The sequence below is a fragment of the Neobacillus sp. NPDC093182 genome (genome assembly GCF_044754045.1).
Genome location: NZ_JBIVOI010000017.1, coordinates 1 through 21,306, shown reverse-complemented (window position 1 = coordinate 21,306; position 21,306 = coordinate 1). Strand labels below are relative to the sequence as shown.

General features: G+C 37.2%; 22 protein-coding genes and 2 riboswitches. Of the genes, 17 read left to right on the top strand and 5 right to left on the bottom strand.

Annotated features, from left to right (window positions below; genetic code table 11):
- Nucleotides 1-81 precede the first annotated feature (81 nt).
- The 9 genes from ACIQAA_RS25615 (at nucleotide 82) to ssuE (ending at nucleotide 6,364) form a co-directional block, all read left to right on the top strand.
- Nucleotides 82-1,416, top strand: a complete 1,335-nt coding sequence (locus tag ACIQAA_RS25615) for an LLM class flavin-dependent oxidoreductase (protein ID WP_402625463.1) — start codon at nucleotides 82-84, stop codon at nucleotides 1,414-1,416.
- Between the two features lie 136 nt (nucleotides 1,417-1,552).
- Nucleotides 1,553-1,825: a glutaredoxin family protein gene (locus tag ACIQAA_RS25610; protein ID WP_402625461.1), complete on the top strand. Its 273-nt coding sequence runs from the start codon at nucleotides 1,553-1,555 to the stop codon at nucleotides 1,823-1,825.
- A 1-nt stretch (nucleotide 1,826) separates the two neighbouring features.
- Complete coding sequence (locus ACIQAA_RS25605) at nucleotides 1,827-2,648, top strand: transporter substrate-binding domain-containing protein (RefSeq protein WP_402625459.1); 822 nt, start codon at nucleotides 1,827-1,829, stop codon at nucleotides 2,646-2,648.
- Nucleotides 2,649-2,682: 34 nt separating this feature from the next.
- Nucleotides 2,683-3,393, top strand: coding sequence for an amino acid ABC transporter permease (locus ACIQAA_RS25600; protein WP_402625457.1), 711 nt, complete (start codon nucleotides 2,683-2,685; stop codon nucleotides 3,391-3,393).
- Between the two features lie 16 nt (nucleotides 3,394-3,409).
- Entirely contained in the window at nucleotides 3,410-4,120 is a 711-nt protein-coding gene (locus ACIQAA_RS25595; protein WP_402625454.1) for an amino acid ABC transporter permease, read from the top strand.
- A complete protein-coding gene (locus tag ACIQAA_RS25590; RefSeq protein WP_402625451.1) occupies nucleotides 4,117-4,887 on the top strand; it encodes an amino acid ABC transporter ATP-binding protein in 771 nt (256 codons plus the stop codon). The genes ACIQAA_RS25595 and ACIQAA_RS25590 overlap by 4 nt, the downstream gene beginning before the upstream one ends.
- A 31-nt stretch (nucleotides 4,888-4,918) precedes the next feature.
- A complete protein-coding gene (locus ACIQAA_RS25585) occupies nucleotides 4,919-5,431 on the top strand; it encodes a GNAT family N-acetyltransferase (protein ID WP_402625449.1) in 513 nt (170 codons plus the stop codon).
- A 105-nt stretch (nucleotides 5,432-5,536) separates the two neighbouring features.
- Nucleotides 5,537-5,761: a Fur-regulated basic protein FbpA gene (locus ACIQAA_RS25580; RefSeq protein WP_335455755.1), complete on the top strand. Its 225-nt coding sequence runs from the start codon at nucleotides 5,537-5,539 to the stop codon at nucleotides 5,759-5,761.
- Between the two features lie 48 nt (nucleotides 5,762-5,809).
- Nucleotides 5,810-6,364: an NADPH-dependent FMN reductase gene (ssuE, locus tag ACIQAA_RS25575; RefSeq protein ID WP_402625445.1), complete on the top strand. Its 555-nt coding sequence runs from the start codon at nucleotides 5,810-5,812 to the stop codon at nucleotides 6,362-6,364.
- A gap of 56 nt (nucleotides 6,365-6,420) precedes the next feature.
- On the opposite strand, the gene metE is transcribed toward ssuE, so the two are convergent.
- Nucleotides 6,421-8,715 (bottom strand): 5-methyltetrahydropteroyltriglutamate--homocysteine S-methyltransferase, encoded by a 2,295-nt coding sequence (gene metE, locus ACIQAA_RS25570; RefSeq protein ID WP_402625442.1) that lies wholly within the window; start codon nucleotides 8,713-8,715, stop codon nucleotides 6,421-6,423.
- Nucleotides 8,716-8,891: 176 nt separating this feature from the next.
- A riboswitch (cobalamin riboswitch) is annotated at nucleotides 8,892-9,072 on the bottom strand.
- A gap of 147 nt (nucleotides 9,073-9,219) precedes the next feature.
- A riboswitch (cobalamin riboswitch) is annotated at nucleotides 9,220-9,397 on the top strand.
- A 136-nt stretch (nucleotides 9,398-9,533) separates the two neighbouring features.
- On the opposite strand from metE, the gene ACIQAA_RS25565 reads away from it, so the two are divergent.
- The 4 genes from ACIQAA_RS25565 to ACIQAA_RS25550 all read left to right on the top strand — a co-directional run bounded on the left by ACIQAA_RS25565 (nucleotide 9,534) and on the right by ACIQAA_RS25550 (nucleotide 14,284).
- Nucleotides 9,534-11,843, top strand: a complete 2,310-nt coding sequence (locus ACIQAA_RS25565; RefSeq protein WP_402625439.1) for a ribonucleoside-diphosphate reductase subunit alpha — start codon at nucleotides 9,534-9,536, stop codon at nucleotides 11,841-11,843.
- A 27-nt stretch (nucleotides 11,844-11,870) separates the two neighbouring features.
- The gene (locus tag ACIQAA_RS25560) at nucleotides 11,871-12,914 is read left to right on the top strand and encodes a ribonucleotide-diphosphate reductase subunit beta (RefSeq protein ID WP_402625436.1); all 1,044 of its coding nucleotides are present in this window, start codon (nucleotides 11,871-11,873) and stop codon (nucleotides 12,912-12,914) included.
- Complete coding sequence (locus tag ACIQAA_RS25555) at nucleotides 12,895-13,380, top strand: flavodoxin domain-containing protein (RefSeq protein WP_402625434.1); 486 nt, start codon at nucleotides 12,895-12,897, stop codon at nucleotides 13,378-13,380. Before ACIQAA_RS25560 ends, ACIQAA_RS25555 begins: the two co-directional genes overlap by 20 nt.
- A gap of 106 nt (nucleotides 13,381-13,486) precedes the next feature.
- On the top strand, nucleotides 13,487-14,284 hold the full coding sequence (locus tag ACIQAA_RS25550) for a DUF2935 domain-containing protein (protein ID WP_402625432.1): 798 nt from the start codon (nucleotides 13,487-13,489) through the stop codon (nucleotides 14,282-14,284).
- Between the two features lie 69 nt (nucleotides 14,285-14,353).
- Here ACIQAA_RS25550 and ACIQAA_RS25545 read toward each other — a convergent pair whose 3' ends face one another.
- Nucleotides 14,354-14,905, bottom strand: coding sequence for a hypothetical protein (locus tag ACIQAA_RS25545; RefSeq protein ID WP_402625429.1), 552 nt, complete (start codon nucleotides 14,903-14,905; stop codon nucleotides 14,354-14,356).
- A gap of 104 nt (nucleotides 14,906-15,009) precedes the next feature.
- Complete coding sequence (locus tag ACIQAA_RS25540) at nucleotides 15,010-15,918, bottom strand: AEC family transporter (RefSeq protein WP_402625427.1); 909 nt, start codon at nucleotides 15,916-15,918, stop codon at nucleotides 15,010-15,012.
- Between the two features lie 154 nt (nucleotides 15,919-16,072).
- On the opposite strand from ACIQAA_RS25540, the gene ACIQAA_RS25535 reads away from it, so the two are divergent.
- Genes ACIQAA_RS25535 through ACIQAA_RS25525 form a run of 3 tightly spaced genes read left to right on the top strand, consistent with a single transcriptional unit; the run spans nucleotide 16,073 to nucleotide 17,183 of the window.
- The gene (locus tag ACIQAA_RS25535) at nucleotides 16,073-16,219 is read left to right on the top strand and encodes a hypothetical protein (RefSeq protein ID WP_402625425.1); all 147 of its coding nucleotides are present in this window, start codon (nucleotides 16,073-16,075) and stop codon (nucleotides 16,217-16,219) included.
- A gap of 54 nt (nucleotides 16,220-16,273) precedes the next feature.
- Nucleotides 16,274-16,561 carry a hypothetical protein gene (locus ACIQAA_RS25530; protein WP_402625422.1) on the top strand — a complete coding sequence of 96 codons (288 nt, stop codon included), beginning with the start codon at nucleotides 16,274-16,276 and terminating at the stop codon, nucleotides 16,559-16,561.
- A 43-nt stretch (nucleotides 16,562-16,604) separates the two neighbouring features.
- Nucleotides 16,605-17,183, top strand: coding sequence for a uracil-DNA glycosylase (locus ACIQAA_RS25525; RefSeq protein ID WP_402625419.1), 579 nt, complete (start codon nucleotides 16,605-16,607; stop codon nucleotides 17,181-17,183).
- A 111-nt stretch (nucleotides 17,184-17,294) separates the two neighbouring features.
- On the opposite strand, the gene ACIQAA_RS25520 is transcribed toward ACIQAA_RS25525, so the two are convergent.
- Nucleotides 17,295-19,307, bottom strand: a complete 2,013-nt coding sequence (locus ACIQAA_RS25520; protein WP_402625417.1) for an alpha-galactosidase — start codon at nucleotides 19,305-19,307, stop codon at nucleotides 17,295-17,297.
- A gap of 229 nt (nucleotides 19,308-19,536) precedes the next feature.
- On the opposite strand from ACIQAA_RS25520, the gene ACIQAA_RS25515 reads away from it, so the two are divergent.
- On the top strand, nucleotides 19,537-20,772 hold the full coding sequence (locus ACIQAA_RS25515; protein WP_402625414.1) for an ATP-binding protein: 1,236 nt from the start codon (nucleotides 19,537-19,539) through the stop codon (nucleotides 20,770-20,772).
- 270 nt (nucleotides 20,773-21,042) lie between these two features.
- Here the strand turns inward: ACIQAA_RS25515 and ACIQAA_RS25510 are convergent.
- Nucleotides 21,043-21,306: transposase (locus tag ACIQAA_RS25510; RefSeq protein WP_402625411.1), on the bottom strand; the 264-nt coding region annotated here is incomplete at its 5' end.

Below are 21,306 nucleotides of genomic sequence, written 5' to 3'. Positions count from 1 at the left end.
AGGTTTTTTTTATAACATAATTCCTAGTTATTCTGTGTGTTTAGTTGGTCTTATCCAATGAATTTAAAAGGAGGATATTCAATGTCTATTCAAAAAAAATTAAAATTTGGTGCTATTATTCATGGGGTGGGAGGAAATATTGCTGGTTGGAGACATCCTGATATTCAAGCGGATGCAAGCGTGAGTTTGGAGTTCTATACCAATCAGGCACAAAAGGCCGAAGAAGGAAAATTCGACTTAGTTTTTATTGCCGATGGCTTGTATATTAATGAGAAATCGATTCCACACTTTTTAAATCGTTTCGAACCACTAACGATTTTGTCGGCACTTGCAGCGCTTACTTCAAAAATAGGACTTGTGGGAACACTGTCTACTTCATATAGTGAACCCTTTAACGTTGCAAGACAATTTGCATCGCTTGACCATATCAGTCAAGGCCGGGCTGGCTGGAATGTTGTGACCTCCCCATTAGAGAAATCGGCTTTAAACTTTAGTAAAACAATTGACGAACATCCTGATCATGCAAAAAGATACCGAATTGCTGCTGAGTATCTTGAGGTAGTTAAAGGATTATGGGATTCCTGGGAAGATGAAGCATTTGTTCGCAATAAGGAAACAGGGGTATTCTTTGATCCAGAAAAATTGCATCCATTGAATCATCAAGGAGAATTTTTCAAAGTTCAAGGACCATTGAACATTGGCAGATCCAAGCAAGGTCGGCCGGTTATCTTTCAGGCAGGTTCCTCTGAAGCAGGAAAAGACTTAGCAGCAAAAGAGGCAGATGCCATCTTTACCGGACATGCCAATTTAGGAGAAGCAAAAGCTTTTTATCAGGATGTTAAAAATAGGGCAAAAGCTTTGGGCAGGAATTCTGATGAAATTGTCATCCTTCCAGGGATCGCACCAATTATTGGTGCAACGGAGGAAGAAGCTGAAAGAAAATATCAAGAAATCGCAAATCTAGTCTCAATCGAAAAAGCTCTAGATTATCTAGGTCGATATTTTGAGCACCATGATTTCTCTCAATATCCTCTAGATGGACCGTTCCCTGAACTGGGGGATTTAGGCAAAAATAGCTTTCAAAGTCATACTGATCGAATTAAACAACAAGTAAAGGAAGAAAATTTAACACTTCGTCAAGTGGCATTAAGAGAGACCACACCAAAGCCAGCTTTTATTGGAACTCCTGAAAAGGTAGCTGATCTCATTCAGGAATGGTTTGAAGGTAATGGTGCAGATGGGTTTATTATTGGTTCAGCTGTTCCAAATGGATTGAATGATTTTGTGGATTATGTTGTGCCAATTCTTCAAAAACGAGGACTATTTAGAACGGAATACGAAGCTGAAATATTGCGGGGTAACCTAGGCATTCCTTTTCCAGAAAACCGCTATGCAAAAAGGGTGACAACACATTGACAAAACAAAAAATTAGTAAAAGCGATGAGTATTTCTGCCGACTAGTCAACTAGAGGCTCTCTATTTAAGATTCTATCAATCTTGAATGGAGAGCTTTTTTAGATAAAAAAACAATGATGGGGAGGATTTAAAGAAGATGGGAAAAGAATTATCCGTTGTGGTTTGGTCAAAAGAAGGTTGTCATTATTGTGCTGAGGTTAAACAATTTTTGAAAAATAAAGGGGTTAAATACGAAACGATTGATGTTACACATCAAGATGAGCGCCGAGATATTTTGGAAGTAAAGTACGGTGTCCGACATGTTCCTGTCGTTGAAATTGGTCAAGGTGAGGTATATGAAGCGGTAACGAAAGTAGGAATTGAACATCTCGAAAAAGTATTAGACAAAGTAAACGAAGGTGGTTATTAAGATGAAGAAAAAAATGATAGTAGTTATTACGATCCTGGCAGCTCTGTTGATTAGTGCATGCGGTACTCAAGAAACTTTAAATAGCAGTTCGAATGCTTCAAATGAAGACAAGAAAGTCCAAAAAATAATAGTCGGTACAGGGACCCAGTTCCCTAATGTTTGCTTCATAGATGAGGATGGAAAATTAACAGGATATGATGTTGAATTAGTTCGAAAAATTGATGAAAAGCTGCCTGAGTACGAATTTGAATTCAAAACGATGGAATTTTCTAATCTCTTATTAAGCTTAGAAACAAATAAGATCGATTTTATTGCCCACCAAATGGAAGTGAATCAGGAACGCCAAGAGAAATTTCTGTTTAATGAGGAACCATATAATATTTTTCCGCTTCATGTAACGGTTCATAAAGATAACAATGATATTCATTCAATTAAAGATTTAAAAGGGAAAAAGGCTATTGTTAGTGCTACCAGTAATTCAGTAGTTTTTCTGGAAAAATATAACAAAGAGAATAATGCAGGAATTGAAATCGTTTATGCTGGGAATGGATCCGATTCTACGATTAATCAAATAAAAACAGGCAGAGCAGACGCAACGATCACGACACCATTTTCTGTCGATTTTAGCAACGATGCCGTAGATGCGCAGCAAAAAGTAGTGGGTGAGCCACTGCTGAATTCAAAGGTATATTTCCTTCTTAGAAAAGATGAAACACCTTTACAAAAAAGAATTGACGAAGCACTGGTTGAATTGAAAAAAGAAGGAGTAGTAAGTGAGCTAAGTAAAAAATGGTTAGGAGCTGACTATACGGTTAATTTTTAATACGTGGGAGAATCGTTTGGAGGTTTGAACAAAAATGGGGAAAGCATTTGATATTATGTTAATCTTTGAGTTTATTCCGACACTTATTCATTACCTAGGAGTAACTCTGCAGATATTAGTCACATCTATTATTCTTGGTCTTGTACTCGGTATTGCAGCAGCGATACCGAGGATGTTTAAAATACCATTATTGAATCAACTAGTTATTATATATGTTTCATTTATTCGGGGAACTCCGATATTAATACAATTATTCTTGGTTTTCTATGGTCTGCCAGCAGTTCTCATGCTGACGTTTAATATTGATATTACGAGGATGGACGCCATTTATTTTGTGATTATTACCTACGCCATTAGTAATGGTGCAGGATTTTCTGAGATTTTTCGAGCGGCGATTCGAGCTGTTGACTACGGTCAAACCGAAGCAGCCTATTCTGTCGGGATGACAAGCAGCCAGAACTTTTTTCGAATCGTTCTTCCACAGGCTGTAAGGATTGCATTTCCGAATATGGCAAATTCGGTGATCGGTTCATTAAAGGATACTTCTCTTGCTTTTACCATTGGAGTGATGGACATGATGGGGAGAGGAGATACCCTTATTGCTGCAACCGCACATGCCCTTGAAGTTTATCTCGCTCTCTCTATTATTTACTATATTACTGTCGTATTGTTTGAAATTATATTTAGCACACTAGAAAAATATTTTAATCGTTATCAGAAGACTGAAGCAACGGCTGTTGCTTAGAAAGAGGGACACATACATGACAATTGATATTCCATTTATTTGGGCAGCATTTAAAGAAATTATTAAGGCGCTTCCTATTACACTCATCCTAACCTTAGTTCCATTGCTGGCCGGATTTTTAATCGGCATCGGTGTTGCTCTCATTCGAATATATAAAGTGAAATATATCTATCGGATCGCAAATGGCTATGTGTCCTTTTTCAGAGGAACACCCATTATCATGCATATTATGGTCATTTATTTTGGCTTCCCATTATTACTCGATCAGATTTCACTCAAGTTTGATTTAGGTATACAAACCAATAAAATCCCAATTATTTTGTTTGTATTAATAGCCTTAACATTGGCGGCGGGGTCGTATTTATCTGAAATTATCCGATCTGGTATTCTCAGTGTTTCAAATGGACAGATGGAGGCTGCTTATTCGGTTGGGATGACAAAGTTTCAGGCGATGATCCGCATTATATTACCACAGGCTTTAGCTCAGTCTATTCCGAACTTTACGAATATTTTTGTTGGCTTTTTACACACGTCATCAATAGCTTTTCTTGTATCACAGAAAGAAGTGACGGGGGCTGCTAATATTGTTGCTTCGGTTAACTTGAAATTTCTAGAAGCCTTTATTGCCGCTGGTATTATCTATTGGGGCATTACGATTCTAGTAGAAGGGATATCTTTTTTACTTGAAAAAAAGGTGACTGCTTATAATCGAGGAGGCGTGTCATGATTTATTTACAAGGTATCAAAAAATCATTTAATCAGTTGCCAGTGTTAAAAGGAATTAACTTGAAAATTGAAAAAGGGGAGGTCGTTACCATCCTTGGTCCAAGTGGATCGGGCAAAACGACGTTGTTAAGATGCCTCAATTTCTTAGAAAAACCAAACTCAGGAATCGTTCAAATAGGAAAAATAATCGTTGATTCAGAAAAAGCGACAAAAAAAGAAATGCTCGCGATTAGAAAACAATCGGCCATGGTTTTCCAGCATTATAATTTATTTGCCCATAAAACAGTGGTGGAAAATGTGATGGAAGGGTTAATTGTGGCAAAGAAGGTAAAGAAAAAAGACGCAAGACAACAAAGTGAAAGAGTACTAGAGAAAGTAGGGTTAAGTGATAAACTGCATCACTTTCCTTCTCAGCTTTCAGGCGGCCAGCAACAAAGAGTTGGGATTGCTAGAGCCTTAGCGTTAAATCCAGAGGTGATTCTTTTCGATGAGCCTACATCCGCTCTTGATCCTGAGTTAGTTGGAGATGTTCTTTCCGTTATTAAGTCGATTGCACAAGAAGGAATAACGATGGTGGTTGTCACACATGAAATGAGTTTTGCAAGAGAAGTATCGAATCGGGTGTTGTTCATGGATGAAGGAGTAATCGTCGAGGAAGGCACACCTTTGGAAATTTTTCATGCAGCAAAAGAGGAACGTACCCGCCGTTTCTTACAACGAATTTCTGGTGAATCATTTTTTACCCCGCTAAAAGAACAGGTGAATTAACATTTCAATCAAAGGGAAGAAGGTGAATGTTATGGTGACAACCCAAATCATCATTGATGAAATCAGAGAAGATGAGAAGGAGCAGGTAAGAAACTTATTGGTAAAGAGTTATCAACAGTATGAACATTCCTATAAAGATCCTGAAATCTGGAAAACGTATTTAGAAAATATTCAAGCCTCCATTGATAATCCAGATGTCGATAAGATATTAGTGGCAAAAAGCAATCAGGATATACTTGGCAGCTTGCAGCTTTTTCAATCCTCCGAAAAGGCATATGCAAGGCCAGAACTCGAAATTTTTTCTCCCATTATTCGATTGTTAGGTGTTCATCCTGAAGCAAGAGGGCGTGGTGTAGCACAAGCGTTATTAAAAGCAAGTGTTGCCTACGCAAAGGAGCTTGGAGCGACAAGCTTGTATTTACATTCCAGTGATCGAATGCAGCATGCTATTCGACTTTACGAAAGGTTTGGCTTTAAGCGAGATAAAAGTAAGGAATTTAAAAATCAGGAAATTCTAGTAAAATGTTTTCGGTTAGACTTATGAAAGTTCAAGAAAATTATTAAGCTGACATTATACGTTAACGTGTCAATGATTATTATCCACACGAAAACGTTGTATTTATTAAAACTATAAATAGGAGTGATTCGGATGGGAGAAATTCTTCGAAATGCCGTTGAAAATAAGCGCAAAAAATTAATTAAAAAACTGATTGCTTATAATGTTTATAAGAAAGAAGATAAACACCTTTTTGAGCTCTCACTAACGGACCTAGAAAATGAATATAGAAAATTTAAATCCCTTAGTCATCCCCACAGTGATATTGGATCGATCAAATTAACTGGTCATAAATCAAACAAAAAGTTAAATCAATAAACGAATGATTTTGATAATAAAAATCCATCGAGAAAGGAAGTACGAATAATGAGTAAAGTGACCATTATATCTGGCAGTCCTTCAGAGTATACGCGATTAAATGGGGTTTTACATGGTGTTATAAATCATTTAAATGGGGTTGCAATATCTCCAGAAATCATTCATGTCCGCGAACTTCCATCAGAAGATTTAATTAAAGCGAAGTTTGATAGTGAAGAAATAATAAAGCAAAATAAGAAAGTTGAGCACTCAAATCTGGTCGTGATTCTGACTCCGGTTTTCAAAGCATCCTTTTCAGGAGTTTTAAAAACTTACTTGGATCTTCTTCCGCAAAATGGTCTTGAAGGTAAAACCATTTTACCGATTGCTATTGGAGGAACTTTTGGTCACTTATTAATGATTGATTATGCTCTTAAACCTGTTCTTACAGCTCTGGGAGCAACCCATATTTTAAAAGGAGTATTTATTTTAGATAATCAAATAAAAAAATTAGGCAATAATCGCTATGAATTAGATTCAGAAGCGAGAACTCGGTTGGTTTCTTCATTTAATGGTATAGAAAAATTGTTACTAGGGAAAAGTGTATCTCGTTCGGTTCTGTAAAGGACGCGATCAATTAAGGCGCCTAAAATGGCGCCTCAAAATGTTTATCTTTACACTTAGGAAACAGTTTGTTCTTGCTGTTGGCGGAGTTTTCGTGCAGCTGTGACCATATTTTTTAATGACGCAATGGTTTCATCTTCATGACGTGTTTTTAAACCACAATCTGGATTCACCCAAAACTGTTCTTTTGAAATAATCTCTAAGCTTTCGTTTAATATAGTGTCGATTTCTTCTACACTTGGCACACGGGGGCTGTGTATATCATAAACACCTAAACCGATACCAAGTTCATATGGATTTTGTTTTAGTGATTGAATTAGTTCCCCGTGACTTCTAGACGTTTCGATTGAAATGACATCTGCGTCAAGGGCACGAATTGGCTCTATGAAGTTATTAAACTCACAATAGCACATATGGGTATGAATTTGAGTTTCATTTCTCACACTAGAAGTCGCGAGCTTGAATGCATTCACAGCCCATGATAAATAGTCATTCCAGTCTTCTTTCCTTAGTGGCAAGCCTTCACGTAAAGCTGGTTCATCCACCTGAATTATGGCAATGCCTGCATTTTCTAATGCTTGAATTTCTTCCTTCAACGCTAAGGCAATTTGGTTGGCAACGTGTTCACGAGAAAGATCATCACGAACAAATGACCAATTTAATATTGTGACAGGTCCTGTTAACATCCCTTTCACATACTTCGACGTTAATCGCTGTGCTTCTGCAACTTCCTTCACGGTCATTGGAGATGTCCACTCGACGTCACCATAAATAATCGGCGGTTTCACACAACGTGACCCATATGATACCACCCAGGCTTTTTCTGTAAAAGCAAAACCTTTGAGCTTTTCACCAAAGTACTCTACCATATCGGTTCGCTCAAATTCACCATGCACGAAAACATCAAGGCCAATTTCTTCCTGAATTTGAATCCAGCGTGCGGTTTCACTTTTCAAAAACTCAGCATATTTCAAGTCGGTAATTTCTTTTTTACGCCATGCAGTACGCGTTCTTTTTACTTGATCGGATTGAGGGAAGCTTCCAATCGTTGTGGTTGGAAAATCCGGTAATTGTAAAGCTTCTTTTTGTAAAGATTGACGTTCTTTAAAGGGCATTGGACGTGTAAAATGCTCTGGCTTGACTTGTAATAAAAGCTCCTTCACACGTGGATTTTTCCTTCCCTCATGCTGCTCTAAGGCTTGAATTGCCACTATACTTTGTGACACACTTTTACTTCCAGACCAGTTCTCGTCTGAAACGAAGGATGTTATATGCGTTAACTCGATGATTTTCTCATCGGCAAAGGATAATGCGTTTAGTAATGTCTTGTCCAGAGTCTTTTCAGATTTAGTTGTGACAGGTACATGCTGTAAACTGCAAGAAGATTGAACCCACGCTTCATTTACGCCGCTTAAGGATAAAATAGCTTTGGTCATCATTGCTTTTTCAGCCAAACTTGCCCGCCAAATATCACGCCCATTTATGATACCAATCCCTAATATTTTATCTTGTGGGAAACCGTATTTACGGAGTGAAGCCATATTCTGATCAGCACCATGAATAAAATCAAGCCCAACTCCAGCGACAGGTAATTGTATGAGGTCTTCATACGCTGATAGTCCTTCAAAATAGGTTTGTAACATCAGTTTCGCTGCAGGTACTTCTTCTGCTAATTGTTTATAAATTTGTTGAACTAGTTTGATATCTTCAGGTGCTAGTGAAAGGACTAATGCTGGTTCTTCCACTTGTATCCACTGTGCTCCTGCATCTACAAGTTGTTGGAGTACTTGAACATAAAGAGGTAAGAGTCTTAAAATAAATGATGCTTTTGATATCGAATCGTAGCCTTTAGATAATTGTACAAAAGTATAGGGACCTATAATGGTTGGTTTTGTAATTAGACCTAGTTCAAACTTCGCTTCTAAAAAATAATCTAAAATGTAGTTTTGAGTTAATTTTAGTGGCTTGCCTTCATACTCAGGTACAATGTAGTGGTAGTTTGTATTAAACCATTTTGTCATTTCAGAAGCCACAACATCGTTTGCTCCACGTGCCATTGCGTAATAAGTTGTAAGATTTACCTTTTCACCAGTCCAATTATAACGGGCTGGAATTAAACCGAACATGGTCGCAAGGTCCAGCATACGGTCATAAAAGGTAAAATCTCCAACCGTAAGTATGTCTAATCCTAAGGATTGCTGATGCTTCAAATGATTTAAACGAATGGTCTTCATCTCAAAGATAAACGCTTCCTCTGATTTTTCACCCTTCCAAAAAGATTCCACACAACGTTTCCACTCTCGATTACCACCAATGTAGGGGTACCCAATGGCTGTACTAGCTAATTTCATTTACGATTCCTCCTTTTCATTTACATATATCCAAATACAAAAAAGCCATCTCCAGGAACCGGAAATGGCTATACAATCAAGTTAAAGGTATGTTTAAAAATCTTGCATAAACAATACAACTCATAACTCGTTTGTCGTACAAATGAATGTCACCACCTATTTCCACGTAGGTATCTGGTGTGTACTACAAATTGGCAGGTCTCCTGGCTCATCATCAATGTTCATCACACCTTCCCATCAAAAGACAGTGGTATTTGTGATTCACTCCGAATTACAGTTGCGGGACAGCGACGGATTTGCACCGTTCTTCCCTATTAAGCCAAGCCTCAGCTTGGCACCAATTCTTACACGATATGTAATTGCCAATTAATATAACATATAAAAAATCGTTCGTACACAATTTTCTGAGAATTATTTTTGTTATTGTCAAAGTGAAAATAGTATATTATAGTTGAACATATACAATATTTAGTAGTGAGCAATAAATCAAAACACTAAATATAGAAAATAACCAATATAAATGGTGTCTATATAGACTTAATAGGGAATCTGGTGAGAATCCAGAACTGTACCCGCAACTGTAAGTGCTGACGAAATAATCATATCCACTGTCTACGGACGGGAAGGGATTAGAGTAGGGAGAAGCACAAGTCAGGAGACCTGCCATTTCTATTACGTATTATCTTCTTCGGGAGCTGGGAAGATATAACGAGGGTATACCTACTATTACAGTGAATGAGCCTGTATGATAGATTAATCCACGTTATCAAACCCATCTTCATAGATGGGTTTTTTGTCGTTTCACTCACGAAGTCATTATGAAAAGAAATGAGGAATTTGGTATGGCAGTAAACAGTGTTTATTCAGACAAGGATTCGGTTTTGGCGGCAGTGAAAAAAGCTTCTGAAAAATATAATCTGAACACAAATGAATTAGTTGAAAAGATCGCTAATCTTGAAGACTCTTCCATATATGAACAATCCCTTTTTTATGCATTAAATCAAATTTCAATGAGCGATCCAAACTGGACCTTTCTAGCAGCAAATCTTTATTTACAGGAACTTTATCAAAATGCGTCAAGCAGCAGGGGATACGAGCCGGAAGAAAAATACGGAGGTTTTTACACGCTGATTGCTGAATTAACAAAAATAGGAATCTATTCCGAGGATCTATTACATGACTATTCAAAAGAAGAGATTGATACACTAGGCGCAGTAATTACATCAGAACGGGACAATTTGTTTAATTATATAGGGCTGTTCTTACTAGCAGATCGTTATTTGGCGAAAGATTACGAAGGAAAACTATACGAGTTACCTCAAGAACGGTTTATGGTCATCGCCATGACATTAATGAGAAAAGAACAAAAAGGAAACAGGTTAAACCTTGTAAAAGAAGCATATTGGGCACTTAGCAACTTGTATATGACCGTTGCAACACCAACTCTATCAAATGCCGGAAAAAGCTTTGGGCAGCTCTCTTCCTGTTTTATTGATACAGTGGACGATTCTTTAGATGGAATTTATTTGAACAATTGGGATTTTGCTAGATTAAGTAAAGACGGTGGCGGGCTAGGTGTTTACCTAGGCAAGGTACGTGCCTTAGGTTCAGATATCAAGAAATTTAAAGGTAATTCCTCTGGGGTGGTTCCATGGATTCGGCTTATTAATGATACGGCTGTGAGTGTCGACCAATTGGGCCAAAGGCAGGGAGCAATCGCCGTTTATTTAGATGTATTTCATAAAGATATTATGAATGGCTTTTTAGACTTAAAGACAAATAACGGTGACGAAAGACGAAAGGCTCATGATATTTTTACGGGTGTTTCCATACCTGACTTGTTTATGAAGAAATTAGAAGAAGTAGATGAAAACGGTCGAAGTGTTGGAGAATGGCACACCTTTTGTCCTCATCAAGTAAAACAAATAATGGGGTGGAAGGACCAAGACGGGAATCCCCTGGGCTTGGAAGATTTTTATGACGAGTGTGATGTAAAGTTTTTTACAGAAAAGTATGAAGAAGCAGTAAAACATCCTTTTCTTCCTCGAAAAACTTATCGGGCGATGGATATAATGGCAAGGATTATGATTTCTCAATTAGAAACCGGTACGCCATATATGTTTTATCGGGATGAAGTCAATCGTCAAAATCCAAACAAACATGCAAGAGGATATGGATGTGCGTCGATTTTTTGCAGTAATTTGTGTACAGAGATCACGCAAAATATGTCTGCCACCACGATTGTTAAAGAATATAAGGATGAAGAAGGAAATATTGTCATTGTTCGTAAACCTGGGGACTTTGTTGTCTGCAATCTATCATCTATTAATCTGCCGAAAGCTGTAAAAGGGAATGTACTAGAAAGATTGGTTTCAATCCAAATGAGAATGCTAGACAATGTAATTGATCTTAATACCATTTCAGTGGGACAAGCGGAAGTCACTAATAAGCAATACCGTCCTGTAGGCTTAGGTACGTTTGGCTGGCATCACCTCCTTGCGTTAGAAGGCATCTTTTGGGAGTCTGATGAAGCAGTTGAATATGCAGATCGTTTATATGAGGATATTGCTTACCTTACCATTCGTTCTTCTATGGAATTAGCAAAGGAAAAAGGCAGTTATCCAAAATTTGAAGGTTCAGAATGGCAGTCAGGCCAGTATTTTGAGCGCAAAGGATATAAAACAAATCGTTGGAACCAACTGATGGAAGATATTACAAAGTATGGGGTTCGAAATGGCTGGATGATGGCGATTGCTCCAAACTCATCCACAGCAAAGATTGGCGGTTCAACAGATGGGATTGACCCTTTGTATGCAGTCGAATACGCGGAGGAGAAGAAAAATTTCAAATTTAAAGTAACGGCACCCGATTTGGACCATAACAGTTACAATTTTTATCGACGAACTCGTCATGCGTTGGATCAAACATGGAGTATTAGGCAAAATGCCGCCAGACAGCGCCATATCGACCAATCGATTAGTTTCAATCTCTATGTTCGTCATGATATTAAAGCGGTAGAGTTATTAAATCTTCATAGGGAAGCATGGAGGCAGGGCTTAAAGACGACTTATTACATAAGAAGTACTTCTCAATCGGAGATAGAAGAATGTGAAGCATGTCAAAGTTAGCAGAGAAGAATGGAGGAAGTTTATTTCATGATTCATACACCATTAACCAAAATACAATTACTCAATCCTGACTTTCCAAACAAATCCACCGGAATCATAAATGGAAAGTCATCGGGAATCCTTAACTGGAATGATATTGCCTATCCAAAAATGTACGATTTATATCAAACTCTATTATCAAATTTTTGGAAACCGCAGGAAATCAATATGCAGGATGATATAAAACAATGGGATTCCCTTAGTAATCAAGAAAAAGATGTGTTTCTGCGTATTAATACGCAGCTAGCTTCTCTTGATAGCCTGCAGACACCAACCATGAGTCAAGTAATGGATTATGTGAGTGACTCTAGTTTTAAAGCGATCTTTGCTGTTATTTCACAACAAGAAGCTGTTCATAATGAATCATATTCGTATATACTAAGCTCGCTTATTCCCATTGGCGAACAAAATGAACGATTTAATCAAGCAAAAAGTGATCACATCGTCCAAAAACGAAATCAACTTATTTTAGATGCCTATGAGGAATTTAGACAAAATCCAACGCCGCAAACGTTGTTCAAGTTATGTGTAAACTCCATTAACCTAGAGGGGATTTATTTTTACGCCGGTTTTGCCTTTTTCTATCATTTAGCACGTCAGCAAAAAATGCTGAAAACAAGTACAATGATTAGTTATATTCAACGGGATGAAATGCAGCATGCCTACTTTATTGCTCAATTCATTCGAATCCTTTTAACAGAAAATCCGGAGCTTCATACAGACGAAAATATTAACTATATCTACCAAACGATTAACGAAGCGGTTGAGCTGGAAAAAGAGTGGGCTCACTATATTTTAGCTGAAATCAAAGGAATCGATTTAGAGGAATTTGAAGGCTATGTAGAATATTTAGCAAATAAACGATTGAGACAGCTTGGCTTGAAAAATCTTTATGAAGAAAGGATTAATCCGATGCCGTGGATTCAAATTTTTGGAGATGAAATGATGAATGAAACAAAGTCGGATTTCTTTGAACAAAAGTCCAGAACGTATTCAAAGGTCTCACAATCCAATGGATTTGACGAACTCTAAATTATCAGTTGCCATTGTTTACGCATCGGTATCAGGAAACACAAAAGAATTAGCAGAGGAACTTTATGAAATCTTTTTATCGCAGTCGGTTGAGCTATCTTTTTATAGAATAGAAGAGTTTTGTGTATCTGACTTATGTCATTATGACGCAATAGCTATCGGAACGTACACGTGGGGAAATGGTGATATCCCAAAGGAAATGAGGCAACTCTATCATGCGCTTGAGTCGATTAGTAGAAAAGACATGACAACAGCTGTATTTGGAACAGGTGATAGCTGTTATCCCAGGTTTTGTGGAGCCGTTGATCAATTTCGAGATATGTTGTACGTTCACACAAACTTAGCTGCTACCTTGAAAGTTGAACTCAGGCCACAAAAACAGGATTTGTTGCGTTGCGAAAAGTTTGTTGAAGCGCTAGTTTTGCGTGCTAGTATGTATAGCTATCGGCTAGTAAATTCGGATTAAACATAACTAATTTCAGTTAACCGCATAATTCCAAAGTGCATAAGACATGCCTTAGGAGAATAAATATCAACTTAGTGTGGGTATTTTTTTCCTAGGAGGAATTAACATGAGTGAAGTTTTTGATAGGTCAGCCAGATTTGAACACCGTTTTTGGCTTCAAATATTAGGTGATCATTCTAGGTTTATTTTTGAAGCTCTTGCCCCCATTCAAAAAGTTGAGATTGAGCAGGCATCAAATTTTATAAACATTTTTGATACACTTTTAGAACAGGCAAAATCTTCACCACTGACACAACTAACAGCTCAAGTAGAACCAGAAGTACTAAGATTACGGGAATTCAAATTAGAATTAATAAGAAAACACCTTGTCGGAAAAATCAAAATTCACCTTTCACCTACATTCATTAATCATATGGTAAATGAATTAGAGGAATATTTAAGGATTTTGAATCATTTAAAAGAGGGGAAAATGCCACCCGTTTACCATGAACTTCATCATCACCTTCTATGGTTACTAGACGCAGCAGGTCATTCAGACGCTATCTATTCAAATTTAGATGGTGTGGAAAAGAAATTAAGAGAGAAAAGTAAGACATTTAAGAAGGATTTTGAAGGTTTTTATCTAAAAGCAGTAGAGCTTGCAGGATATTTAAGAACCAATTTGACTTCCTTTCCAGCTTTGACAAAAATGACGAATGACGCACAATTAGAAATTAAGTTATTTCAAAATTTCTTAACGGAACTAGAAGAATTAGAACTAAGTAATCAAGCATTAGGAACATTTGCACCGTTAATGGCCGACCATATGTACCGGGAAGAATGTTATTATCTAATGAAATTAGCAGAATCCGCAAACATTGAGCCGCCAAATTGTGATCCTGCTAAACCTCGACTTAAGGAATGAAAACAATTAGGATATAGCTGCTAAAGTGTTCAGGGGATAACCTCCTGAACTCTTTTTTGTGTCTATTGTTTATTCTTCTAAAGGAAGGACTTCAGTTATAAGCAGAGATTTCTCTGAAAAAATGCAATACAAATCCGTCATCATACCATGTATCTGAGCCTTTCGTATTACAAAACCTTCGTATCCCTGTTTTATCAGGCTCTTACGAAATACTGTATTGGCTTCTTCTTTATTTAAAAGGATGGCATTATCTTTCCAGGTTACGTTTCTTTTTTTTGCACCTAAGTAATCACAATATAGGTCACGTTCCCTCATAAACAGATCATATGATTCCTCTGTATTTGATTCGTAAATCTTTAAATTAGGTTCATCTATATAAACTTTATAGATATAGCCGCTAGCAGGTTTTTCATATTGAATGATTTTTGGTTCCCCATTCTCCCAGAACTCGCTCTTTGATTTCTCGATCACCGTCTCAGAGCCAATTGCAAACGGTTTTGCTGTATGAATATCCGAAGTAAACCAAAATCCAATCGTATTGATATCGTTACTTAAATTTTGGACTACCGTTTCTTTATTGAAATTTTGAAATTTTCTTATCGACCCATGGTAAACAATCATTTCATGACCTCCATTATTAATTTACCCCAAGTTTTAGATAATCATCTTAAACCGAGAAAATTTGAACCCACTAAGTTAATACCTAGTGGGTTTTTGAGTCTTTATTAAATAAAGTTAGCAAAAATATATAAAATAACAATACTAACTAAAATCGTTATATTGGACATCGTGGCAATAAAACGGGTGCTGTTGGTACTATATTTGAATTCAACTGCAAATGTTAAGGCAGATGCTGCAACAGGCAGTAAAAGTCCAATCAGAATGGTATATCGGAACATGATTTCGAAGGGAAGGATGAAGTATAAGACTAAACCGACGATAAGACCTAAACCATATCGGAAAGCCAAAAATTTCATCATAGGCTTTATAAATTGTTTTTCAAATTTAAAATTTAAAAAGAGTCCTAACAACAATAAAGATAAAGGCATATTTGCTCCAGAGATTTTACTAGCCACATTAATGATTATGTCTGGTAACTGGATATGGATTAGATTTAAAATACTGGCAATAAGATAGGTCATTAATGGAATAGACTTGCCCAATTTCTTCAGAATTTCCATTGGGTTAAGCCTGAGACCTTCTTCTGAAAAATAGCTTCCAAAAATAAAACAAATTCCGAAGACCACAAATGATGCTCCCACATCAAACATACTAAAATAAGTTAAGCCATCTATGCCCCAGATGGCATAAACTAAAGGAAATGCAAATAAGCCTACATTAAACCCGGAAGATAGCATTAAAAGTGAACCCTTTAGTTCTCTCTCTTCATTTTTAAACACGAATAAGCCCAAACATGCTGTTATAATTCCATAAACGAGTACAATTACGGGTAAAAGTATTAAAGACGTTTCTATCTTTACGGAATCGAATGTTACAAGAACCAAGGCGGGAAGGGTAATTTTAAAAATAATTTTTGAAATAACTTCTCCATCTTTTTCTTGTAAAATATTGAAACGTTTTAACAGATACCCAAATGCAATGATCATAATAATATAAAGAAATTCTTGATTCATATAAAAAATCTCCTCTACGAAGTATCTTAAGTTGAGTTTCTGTTCAGTTCTAATTAAACCATAAATTCAATCATGATTAATAGATTTAGCACTTCTGTATATTTCTTTTACACGCTATAGATAATATAACTGATTAACGAAAGGAGATGACAGAATGAAGACTAAGGATGATTTAAAAACAGGAGCAAAGGTAACTGCGGATAATCAAATTTACGGAACCCCTAATAGCAAAAGCAAGGATGGTACCGGCGACTCACCAAATGACAATGTCGGTAAGAATAAAAAGGGACTTGATCGTTAAGGAAGCAGCCAATTTATATTGGCTGTTTTTTTCACAATATTAGGTGAGGACTGAATGGTTAATAAAAATCTAAGCGAACAAGAGTGGGTTTACCATTATCTTAAGAATAGTAATAAACCCTTGCCTCTAGTTTTAGGTTCGAGAGGTACCTGGGGGATAAGTGGAAATAAGGCGATTATTTTAGTGGCATTTACCTTCCCAGATATTGCAGTTATGAGAGATCTGCACAATGTAAGTAAAAATCCTATACGAGAAATGAAATATAAAGATATCGTTTATTACGCGGTAAATATAGTAGCTAAAAAACAAGTTGAGTACGTGATTGATTACTGGAAAGAATAAAAAACATCATTAAATGAAAAACGAGTATCAGGAGATGGAAGGTATGTCTACATTTTGTCCTGAATTATGGCCAGAGGAACCGACCCCGGATAACCTTGAAAATTGTCGTGAATGTGGTCTTTATCAGCACGGGTCACGAATGGTCTGGGGTGAAGGAAATCCGGAAGCACCGATCATGGTGATTCTAGATAATCCTGGAGCCAGGGAAGACCGTGCGGGGAATTCAGTTGTTTGCGGAACGAGACAAACATTACAACAAGCGGCAAGTGAAGCGGGTTTGAAAAAGGACGACTTGTACGTGACATATATCCTTAAAAGAAGGCCAGTGCGTGCTTATGACAAGGATGAGGTACGCCAAACCTGTATGATTCATTTAGAACAACAAATTGTACAAAAAAAGCCCAAACTTATTCTATGCTTAGGAAATGTGGTTGTCCAATCCTTTTTTCGAAACCCGGAAGCAGATGTAAAAGCATTACGGGGAACATGGAACAATGTTCAGGGCTATCAAACCACAGTGGCTTACCACCCGCTGGCGGTTAGGCGCCGTCCCAACTTATGGTCCTACTTTTTACGTGATTGGGAGTTTGTTGCAGAGGGGTATCATCATTTAAAGGATTAGTGAAGATATTTTAAAATCTTGCTAATTAAACTTAATGGCGGGGCACCCTTCGATTTTAACAAAGGGTGCCCCGCCATTTTAAAGGTAAGCATATATATTGATAGTATTGGACTAGGAAGCGCGCTTATTTGCCAGTTCTGCTTGTTTAGTAGATTTAGATTTGATTCTAGCAATTATAAAAATAATTGCTACTGCTGCTAAGGTAAAAGAAACAATTAGAAGAGCGGTCATCTTTACAGAGGATTGATCATCTGAATATCCTTCCACCGATCTTTTACTTTCACCTATTTTGTTAGCTGCTGTTACTTTATAAGAATAGGTGACGCCACTTTTTAGCTTAGCGCTATTATCCATATAGTTTGGATTTGATATGTCAGAAACGATCTGTTTGTAGCCGCTGCTTAAACCAATGATATTAATTTCTTTCCGATAGACCGTGTAAGATGCTGCTCCAAATGATGGATTCCAGCTGAGTGAAACAGAATCATTATTTTTCCTGTCCGCCAACACCCAATCTGGCTCGTTTGGAACTTTTGTTATTTCCGTATGGAAGGTATAAATTCCAATCTGTTTTTCGGTCTCTCCGAATAATGAGGATACCTTCCAGTAATAACGAGTATCTTTTTCCAGGTTCTTTACATCTGCAGTTGGTAAAGAGACGGTTTGATCGACAACAATATTTTTTAAACTTGGATCTGTCGCCACCTGCACGTGGTAACTGTCGGTATTAGGACTTGCCTCCCAGTTTAACGTGACTTTGGAAGGGTTCACTCCAGTTGCTCTACTTTCAGGGGAGACAGTAAGTGAAGAAGCTGGCACTACTTTGATCATACGTGAACCATGGGTGGATAGCTTAGCAGTGAAGCCATTTTCCATACTTCCTAAATCTTGATGACTCCACAAATCACGAACCAATGCAGAACCCTCAATTCCTAAATCTGCCCATTTAACCCTTACATCATGCGTAGATGAGCCAGTATTAAAAAGGGCTATATTATAGGAACCGTCGGGAAGGCTTTGGTAAAAAACCTGAGTGTCACCCTTTTTATATAATCGCTTCCCTGCAACACCACTCTGATTGACACCTAGAATTTCATCATTGGTTAACAGACTTAGACCGAAATCATCCAGCTTTGTCAGGTCGTTTCCAATAACAAACTGAGACGCTGCTATCGCCCAGAGAGAAACATAAGAAATTTTCTCATCTTTTGTTAAACCATCCTTGCTGCCATTTGCTACATTCAGTGAATCTAAATCATTCCAACCGCCAGGACCTGCATAAGGCTGCCACTCTGCGACATCATCGAATCTTCTCGTTACCTTTTTCCATGAAGCAAGGTAGGGTGTCCCGTAAGCTTCGACATCATGGTCGGTACGCCAGCCATTTGATAATTGTTTCCAGGTAGAAATATGTTTAATATCGAGATTATTAGACAATTCCACATGAATAGGTCTGCCTGTTTTCTCGAGTGCCTTTGCCCATGCTTCGACATCGGCTATATCCTGATTTCGAACACCATCAATTTTAAGGTAATCGATGCCATACGATGCAAACAGCTTTGCCCATGAATCAATAAACTCCTGTGCACCAGGTTTCGAGAAATCGATGGCATACATTTCTTCATAATTAAAGTTTTTCTTATTCCCTTTGCTAAAGTCGACGATATCTTTCGCATGATAAGGTGTGCCTTCAATGGGAGTGTTTTGATCTACCGCAGCTTTTGGAATCCCAAGTGTTACATAGTGGCCGAACTTCAATCCCTTATTATGAATATAGTCCCCAAGTGCTTTCATTCCGTTGGGGAACTTCTCAGGGTCAACGGCCCACCTGCCATATTCATCAACGGTAGTTCTCCAATCGAGCATATAATAATCATCAAGATTAACATATTGATAGCCGTGCGATTTAAATTTTGATGCCAGCACATCTGCAGCTGCTTTAATCTTATCCTCTGTCGGCTTTTTTCGAATCGAACTCCAGCTGCTCCACCCCATAAAAGGGCGTTCCGCCAAATCATTATATGAAGAAGCCTCTGCTTTATTTGGAGATAAAACAGGGAATGAAAAAATGCCAGACAGCACAATTGAGCAGGAAACAAAAGTTGTGATTATTTTCTTAAGCATAAAATCCTCCTCAAAATAGATGTATATAAGTACTATATTAATATAGAAAACTCTAAATTTTAATGAACAATATGTTCCAACATATATTTCGCTCATATGTACTTAATATAAAAAAGCAATGTAATTGTATGAGCATACAATTATATTGCTGTTAAACAGTTATGTATAAAACTCCAATACTGTAGTAAAATATTATTTTATATGTAACTCTTACGAAAGGAGTTTCACCTTGATAGAATCATTGCTTTTAAATTTCCTTTTTCTGTTATTTCCGGTTTTAACTTTTCTAATATTCTTTGAAAGTAGGTTCCATACATATAATCAATACTTTCTAACACTACTTTCATCTATTTCCATGGTTTTATGTATGGCATTTCCTATAAGATTAGAAATTGGCTTTATTTTTGATTTACGCTATATCCCATTTCTAATTATTGCTCTTTTTGGAGGATTTAAGTTTACGTTCCCACTATTTATTGTATTAAATGCTTATCGGTTTTTAGTTGGTGGGGAAGGAACTATTCATTCGTTTATTTTTGCTTCTGTTATTTTTATAATCGTACCATTCTTACATAAATGGTTTATGAATCAAAGTAGAAAGAAACGAATCTGGAGTGCCGTAATAGTCTCTATTTTTACTATGCTCCTGTACCTTACAATTTTGGGTACATTAATGCCAGTATTGAATAGGGAATTTTGGACATTAACCATCAATGCTTTAACTACTTATGCTGTCGTCATGTTCATTATCATGATTTTAATAGAGCAAATTCTTGCTAATATTAAGAAACGTGAATCAACTCAACAGTCGGAAAGATTTAATATAATCAGTGAATTATCAGCTAGTGTTGCCCATGAAATTAGAAATCCACTTACAGTTACAAATGGATTCCTCCAGCTTCTAAAAAATTCTCAAAACATTACGCAAGAAGAGAAAAAGTATATTGATTTTTCATTAGTAGAATTAAAACGTGCTGAAAGAATTGTAAGCGACTTTCTAGCATTTGCTAAGCCTCAAAGTGAAAACATGATTTTTTCTAATCTTAATGAGGAAACAGAATATGTTAAAGACATCATTACTCCATTTGCCAATATGCATCAGGTTGAGATCCAATATAGGTTTACTAACACATTAAATATTCAGTATGATAAAAATCAGATGCAGCAATGCTTAATGAATTTATATAAAAATGGGATTGAATCTATGATAGAAAATGGCGGGGTCCTTTCTATCAATGTAACCGAACTTAAGAATGACATCATTATAAAAATTAAAGATACTGGGGTCGGTATGACTAAGAAAGAAGTTTTACAATTAGGAAGACCCTATTATTCTACGAAGAATGAAGGAACAGGTCTTGGCATGTTGATGGTTTATAGTACAATCAATAAACTAAATGGAAAGATTGAAGTAGAGAGTGAAAAAGGGAAAGGAACTACGTTTATCATTTCTATACCTGCTTAACTAATGTAAGACAAAGGGTGAAATTGTGGGTGTATTAGGAATGAAACAATAAATTAAAAAGACTTAACCCCATGGTTAAGTCTTCAGATTGTCGAGAAAGGTATCTTTCTCGGCAATTTTTATTTTTCTGCCTGCCCAAAGGCCTGTTGATTTCCGCTCCAGGTGCTTCGCTTTCCGCGGGCGTGCCGGGGAGCCTCCTCAGCGCTTAAGCGCCTGCGGGGTCTCCCCAGCCCCGTACTCCCGCAGGAGTCTTCGCACCTTCCGCTCCAATCAACAGGGAGAATGAAACTGGAGATTGCCACACACTTTTTCCAACCGGGCTAAGTGCGTGGCAATCTTTTTCATGTTTTGGCATGCTGCGGTAAGTAACACTTGCTCAGTCGCATTTCGCAATTCGCGTAACCTACAATAGCGAAGCCCATGCAGTTCTTTTGAATCTGCGAAGCTTCGCTCTACTTTTTCTTTTCTAAATTTATATAGTATTTTACCTGACTTTGAAAGTCGGTTAAGTCGAACCTTTTCCTTATGTTCCTC